General features: G+C 50.2%; 2 protein-coding genes and 1 pseudogene. All 3 read right to left on the bottom strand.

The window, feature by feature from the left end; translation table 11 throughout:
- Positions 1-437: 437 nt before the first annotated feature.
- Positions 438-2,957, bottom strand: a complete 2,520-nt coding sequence (locus NDI52_RS29915) for a right-handed parallel beta-helix repeat-containing protein (protein ID WP_190771777.1) — start codon at positions 2,955-2,957, stop codon at positions 438-440.
- Positions 2,958-3,139: 182 nt separating this feature from the next.
- Positions 3,140-3,559, bottom strand: coding sequence for a M10 family metallopeptidase C-terminal domain-containing protein (locus tag NDI52_RS29910; protein WP_348256876.1), 420 nt, complete (start codon positions 3,557-3,559; stop codon positions 3,140-3,142).
- A pseudogene (locus NDI52_RS29905) lies at positions 3,557-7,516 on the bottom strand (tandem-95 repeat protein); the annotation flags it as partial. The gene NDI52_RS29910 and the pseudogene NDI52_RS29905, both read right to left, overlap by 3 nt.
- Positions 7,517-7,524: the final 8 nt, after the last annotated feature.

The raw sequence follows: 7,524 nt of genomic DNA, 5'->3' as shown, positions 1-7,524 counted from the left end.
GGGAGGTGATTGAAGGAGTGAAATTCAAGGATGGGATCCGAGTAGACCCAAAAACCGACATCAGCAAGAACGCCGCTTAATCTTTCTTCGTACACCAGATTTGACGATAACTCATCAATCGATCGACAGACGCAAGTTATGAAGTGATGTTAGATGCGTTATTGGTAGCGATTGAACATATTCAACATTTTTCAAAAATTAAGGAGCCATGATCGTCAGAGGGATGGCGGCTAGAAAGATGTAGAGCATGGATATTACATAGGGCAGTTTTCATCCTCTCTATGTAACATTAACAATACTCTGGACAGTTTTTCTGAAACCGTTGATTTTGCGTGCGCGAAGCGCACGCAAAATCAACGGTTTCAGAAAAACTGTCCGAACTAATGGTTAACATCCATGCGTAAGCTCTGTGAATTGATAGTGTTTGAAGGGAGCCTCTAAAAACACGATGTAATACCGGGGCGATCGCTAAAGGCGGATGGAATTGGATTCAGGGTAACACCACCGATGTTTCTCTGGGAAAGAGAACTAATATCGCCAACTTCAAAGAAAGCGGGTACGGTACTGACGTTGTTTAAGCGAATACCCGATTCGGTGGTATTACTGGTCAGAACGACGCAGACATCATTGTTGCTCGTAGTCGCTGTTACTTCGACATCCGGGTTGCTGTTATTGCCATTGACGGTATTACCCTGAATATCAGCAACCAACGTGGCAGAGTTGTTCGCTGTGAGCCGGATTCCCTGTCCCTGGTTGTTATTGATTATGTTGTTGCTAATGCCAGATGATTCATTTTGTGCATCAGTCACATATTCTTGGAATGAAAAGTTACTAGCAATGCTACGAATTCCATCACCACCATTATTTGTAATGGTGTTGCGGTCAGCGGCAAATTCTTGAGCCGCAACTTCGTTCGATTCAATTAAAACACCATTACCGCCATTATTTTCAATACGCGTGCGACGTAGGAAGAATTCCTGAGCAGCCGTGGTTGAACCATTCAGAATGCCGGATTGTACATGAATTCCATCACCTCCATTATTGCTGACAACACTATCCTCAAGGGTGGTTTCCTGGGAGCCTGAGTTGGTTGAACGAGTAAAAATACCTTCTGCACCACTTCCTTGAATTGTGCTGTCTCGTAACGTAACTTGCTGATTTCCTAACTGATCAGCGGTGAGCAGAATACCTTGTTCACGGCTATCGCGAACAGTAACTGCATCAATGCTCACAACCTGCTCAGAGTTAGTCTGCTGAGATAAGTTTCCACTCGCTGCAATTTCGAGTGCGACGCGGCTACCACTAATTTGCTGACGTTGAATGGAAATATCAACGGCGTTATCCAGGCTGTTACGAATGAGTATGCCCTGTCCAGAATCAGCTCCTCCCCTAGCAGTGGTAATGGTGTTGTCAAACAACACAACACTGCCTGATACATCATTGAGAAAGATGCCACGATTACCGGAATTCGTGATCGTATTGTCACGAATTTCGATATCTTCTACCTGGTTAGCGATAACAGCATTACCAACGGCATTTTGTAGGCGGAAACCTGAGAAAACGGTGCGACCTCCCATCGTTACCAGATTGGTTGTCCCAGTATCTTGAATGATTGGGAAACGCTCATCCCCTGAGAAGGGCAAGGTCACTAAAATCCCCTCTTGATAGTTTGTTGTAGGGGAAAAGGGTAAACGAGCAGAGCTTTGAGGAAAGCCGGGAAAGGGAAGCCCTGCAATCGGTTGAACGGGTGCCTGAGAGAGTACCCGGACCCGGTCGGGAATTGTAAAGGCTGGAATGACGGAGTTGTCGCCTGCATCCACATAAACAATGGTATTACCATCAGAAACGGCAGCATTCAATGCCTGCTGCACCGTACCAAAGGGGCGCTCAACGGTACCATCTCCCCCCTGGCTCCCCAGGGTGACGTGAATAAAGCGGTAGGGTTGTTCTTCCTCGGGGTTTAGTAGAGGTTCAGTGGTGTCTTGAACCGTGGTTTCAGTATCAACTTGAGTATCAACGAGAATCGTCGGAGTGCGCCCAAGGGGTTCTCCCAGGCGTGCCACGACAGCGGTATCATCGGTGAGCGGTCCGCGGGGGCGAGAACGGGGAAAGAGGAACCGGACAGAAGCTTGCAGGTTCGTACCAAACAGATCATCGTCCTGCAACCCAAGGCCTAACGTTAAATTTTGGGTGGGCCGAGCTTCTAATCGTAGCCGCCATCCCAACGTGCCATCGGTGCCATCGGCATCATAGTAATACAGCCCTCCAAAGGCTCTCAGGTCGCCTGTATTCCAATTGGCGATTCTAACACCCGCCTCGGCATCTAAACCCAGTAAGGCTGCTTCATGGATCTGGGTCAGCTGTTGCTCTTGGCGGCTAGAGAGCAACAATTGATTGGCCTGGAACTGCGTAGACGTCACTAATCCTGTATCCGATCGCGATTCGGCAATCAAGTTACGAGAATCGCCAATCGGGATGTAGGCATTGACCCGAAAGTCCCACCGTTCTCCCAAACTTTCCAATCCCAGCCCCAGTTGGGTAAAGCTGCTTTCGTCTGTTTCGCGTAGATCCAGTCCCAGGTACCCACCGTAAATACGATCGCCACTCGCACTGTAAAAGCGATGCCCCAGCAACAGGCTACCGCCGAAATTGGCATCGTTATCGAGCAAAAAACGGGGTGCCAGAAACGTAATGTTGCGGCCCGGATTCTGTCCCAGGGGAATAAACCCGTTCAGCCCGGTTACCCCGTCAAATCCTCCCCCTGATGTGTTGTGTTCCACACTTCCCCAAGCGGGAATGACCAAATCTGCAGCAGATGTGCCGGAGGTAGGTTCCGGCTCAGTGGTCTGAGCGATCGCCCTAACAGACAAAGACGTAGCTAGCAAAAGGCTAGTACTCAGGATCAGGGGAACTTGCTTGAGATTGGCTGAGATAGAAAGGAGAGGAAATAGCTTCATGAGAGGTCCTTTACACATCAGAAGGCATGGGGCTGTTTGATTGCGATTGATGTTGGTCGAGAAAGAGGCTGGAAACCTGATTAACAGGGCGATTCCTACCGCTATGTCGCGTTTAAGGCAAACGCCTCGAGGGTCGCAGGGGTAAATATCACTTACCCCTACAGCTTTCCTGGATATTGGGGCTACAGGATAAAATGCCCCTGCTTGAGAGTACTGGCTTGTACATCTTCGAGGGTGGCAGCAAGTTGGAATCCTGCACCTGCTTGTACCTTTAAGAGCACATCGTCGCCTTGTTGTACCAGCCGCAAATCGCGCATTGAGCTAATGCCCTGGATGTGGCTCAAATCGATGCGATCTTTAAGAATTTCGAAGTCGCTAATGACATCTTGGAAATCGTTGCGGCTGAGGTAGGTAAAGCGATCGCGTCCCTGTCCACCCGTCAGCGTATCTCTGCCAGCACCACCCACCATCAGGTCATTGCCTCGGCCACCATAGAGGCGATCGCGACCCGCATCACCGTAGAGGCGATCGCTACCGTCCCCGCCATTCAGAACGTCATTGCCTTGCTTGCCGTAAAGGCGATCGTGACCATCGCCACCCATTAACAGGTCATTCCCGGCACCACCTATCAGTAAGTCATCACCACTGCCGCCTGTAACGCGGTCATTCCCCATGCCACCCTCGACCTCATCATCACCGCTGCCTCCGTTGATGATGTCATTGCCGTCCCCTCCCCAGATGCGATCCCGGCTACTGCCACCATTGATAATGTCGTTACCACCCAAGCCCCGCAGCATGTCTGGGTCGCTATAGCCATTCAGGATGTTATCGCCATCGGTACCGGTAATATCATCCGGCTCTGGAGAGCGTGTGCGAGTCTGAACAAGCACACTAATCGTTGCGGTTTCCGTATTACCTGCTGTAGACCTGACGGTGTAAGTAAAGCTATCGGTGCCCTCAAAGCCAGCCTGAGGGGAGTAGGTAACACGGCCATCGGCAGCCAAGACAACGGTACCTCGGTTCCCCTGGGTCACCCCAATCAGCTGTGCTCCAGGCCGGAAGGTATCATTAGCCAGCACATTGATGGTGCCAGGGGTGACGACTGTGGTAGTCAGGCGATCGCTGATGGCATCGGCGATCGCACGAACTGTAATTGTTGCCGTTGCCGTATCCGTCCTCCCATTGGCGTCGGTAATGGTGTAGGTAAATGAGTCGGCACCATGATAGTCAGCATTCGGTGTATAGGTGAAGGTGCCATTTGCATTGAAGCTGAGTCTGCCACGTCTGACCGGGGTTGTAATGGTATAGGTGGCTGGGGTAGTTCCCTCGTCGGTGTCCCTGACACTACCCGTAATGGGGGTATCTTCATTGGTGGTGAAGTTATCGGCGATCGCATCCGGAACTGGCTGAACCACAAGATTGGCTGTTGCTGTGCTTGTTCCACCCTGTCCATCTGAGATGGTGTAGGTAAACGAAGCAGGACCAAAGTAGTTGGGAGCTGGCCTAAAGACGATATTTCCCTCTACCACTGCCACCGTGCCATTGATGGCTTCCTGGACACTGACAATAGTCAGTGCATTGTTCTCAGGATCAACGTCATTCTTTAATAACTCGGTCGGAGACAGAGACAAAACCGTATCTTCAGTGAAGCTAAAGCTGTCATTTACAGCATTCGGGCTGTCATTAACCGAGTTCACGTTAAATGTCACAGTTGCCGTATCCGTTCCACCCTGCCCATCTGAAACAGTGTAGGTGAAGGAGGCAGGGCCAAAGTAGTTGGCTGTGGGTGTGAAGACGGCATTGCCATCAACGATAGCCACCGTTCCGCTCACAGCTCCTTGCACAGCGGTAACACTCAGGGAATTGCCATCAACATCAGCGTCATTAGCAAGCAGTTGAGTGAGTGGAATGGTTAGTGCTGTATCTTCGGGTATGGCAGTGACACTATCATCGACAGCATCAGGATTGTCATTAACTTGAGTGACAGTGAGGTTAACATCTGTCGTACTGGTCCCCCCTTGACCATCAGAGATGGTGTAAGTGAAGGAAGCAGGGCCAAAGTAGTTGGGGGGCGGAGTAAAAACGACGTTCCCATTCACAAGCTCTACGGTCCCATTGACAGCTCCCTGAACACTGGTGATGGTGAGAGGATTGTTATCAGGGTCTGTGTCGTTAGCCAGTAATTGATTTGGGTTCAGTGTCAGAGCTGTGTCTTCATCAAAGCTAAAGCTATCGTTGGCAGCACTGGGAATGTCATTCACCGAGTTAACGGTAAGGTTAACAGTTGCCGTGCTGTTTCCTCCTTGACTATCGGAAATGGTGTAGGTAAAGGAAGCAGGGCCAAAGTAATTGGTATTGGGAGTGAAAACAACATTCCCACCGGAAAGTGCAACGGTTCCGTTTACAGCTCCCTGAACACTGGTGATGCTGAGAGTTCCATTGTCTAAGTCTGAGTCATTGCTCAGCAATTGGGTCGGATTTAGTGTCAGAACGGTGTCTTCATCAAAGCTAAAGCTATCGTTGGCAGCAGTAAGAATGTCATTCACCGAGTTGACGGTGAGGTTAACAGTTGCGGTGCTGCTTCCTCCTTGGCCATCTGAGATGGTGTAAGTGAAGGAAGCAGGACCAAAGTAGTTGGTCGTCGGAGTGAAGACCAAGTTCCCACCGGAAAGTGCAACGGTTCCATTTACAGCTCCCTGAACACTGGTGATGCTGAGGGTGTTGTTTTCATGGTCTGTGTCATTGCTCAGCAACTGAGTCGGGTTCAGTGTTAGAACGGTGTCTTCATCGAAGCTAAAGCTATCACTGACGGCAGTGGGACTGTCGTTCACCGAGTTAACGGTGAGGCCAACGGTTGCCGTGCTGCTTCCTCCTTGACCATCTGAGATGGTGTAGGTGAAGGAGGCAGGGCCAAAGTAGTTGGTCGTGGGAGTGAAAATGACATTCCCATTCAAAAGCTCTACGGTTCCGTTTACAGCTCCCTGAACACTGGTGATGCTGAGAGCCTCGTTATCCAAATCTGAGTCATTGTCTAATAACTGGGTGGGGTTCAGTGTTAGAACCGCGTCCTCATTGAAGCTAAAGCTATCATTGACGGCAGTGGGAATGTCGTTCACCGAGTTAACGGTGAGGTTAACAGTTGCGGTGCTGCTTCCTCCTTGACCATCTGAGATGGTGTAGGTGAAGGAAGCAGGGCCAAAGTAGTTGGTCGTGGGAGTGAAAACGACATTACCACCTGAAAGCTCTACAGTCCCATTTACAGCTCCCTGAACACTGGTGATGCTGAGAGTCCCATTGTCTAGGTCTGAGTCATTGCTCAGCAACTGAGTCGGGTTCAGTGTCAGAGCTGTGTCTTCATCGAAGTTAAAGCTATCGTTGACGGCAGTGGGACTGTCGTTCACCGAGTTGACAGTGAGGTTAACAGTTGCGGTGCTGTTTCCCCCCTGACCATCACTGATGGCGTAGGTGAAGGAGGCAGGACCAAAGTAGTTGGTCGTGGGAGTGAAAATGACATTCCCATTCAAAAGCTCTACGGTTCCGTTTACAGCTCCCTGAACACTGGTGATGCTGAGAGTCCCGTTATCCAAATCTGAGTCATTGTCTAATAACTGGGTGGGGTTCAGTGTTAGAACCGCGTCCTCATTGAAGCTAAAGCTATCGTTGATGGCAGTGGGACTGTCGTTCACCGAGTTGACAGTGAGGTTAACGGTTGCGGTGCTGGTCCCCCCCTGACCATCTGAGATGGTGTAGGTGAAGGAGGCAGGGCCAAAATAGTTGCTGGTCGGAGTGAAGACAACATTGCCACCCGAAAGCTCTACGGTTCCGTTTACGGCTCCCTGAACATTGGTGATGCTGAGAGGATTGTTATCAGGGTCTGTGTCGTTCGTTAGTAACTGAGTCGGATTCAGTGTCAGGGCAGTGTCTTCGTCGAAGCTAAAGTTATTGTTGACAGCAGTGGGATTGTCGTTTACCGCGTTAACGGTGAGGTTCACAGTTGCGGTGCTGCTTCCTCCTTGTCCATCCGAGATGGTGTAAGTAAAGGAGGCAGGGCCAAAGTAGTCGGTAGTAGGAGTGAAGACAATACTGCCGTTCAAAAACTCTACAGTTCCGTTTACAGCTCCCTGAACACTTGTGATGGTGAGAGGATTGTTATCAGGGTTTGTGTCGTTAGCCAGTAACGGATTCGGAACCAACGTCAGAGCCGTATCTTCGTTGAAGCTAAAGCTATCATTGACAGCAGTGGGACTGTCGTTCACCGGGTTAACGATGAGGTTAACAGTTGCGGTGCTGCTTCCTCCTTGTCCATCACTGATGGTGTAGGTGAAGAAGGCAGGGCCAAAGTAGTTGGGGGTTGGTGTGAAAACGACATTGCCACCGGAAAGTTCTACGGTTCCGTTTACAGCTCCCTGAACACTGGTGATGGTGAGAGGATTGTTATCAGGGTCTGTGTCGTTAGTCAGTAATTGATTCGGAACCAACGTCAGAGCTGTGTCTTCATCGAAGCTAAAGCTATCGTTGGCAGCACTGGGACTGTCGTTCACCGAGTTGACGGTGAGGTTAACGGTTG

The organism is Leptolyngbya sp. PL-A3, assembly GCF_039962325.1.
GTDB lineage: Bacteria > Cyanobacteriota > Cyanobacteriia > Elainellales > Elainellaceae > Vacuolonema.
Note: the sequence above shows the minus strand (reverse complement) of the source record. Positions and strands in the feature narration are given on the sequence as shown.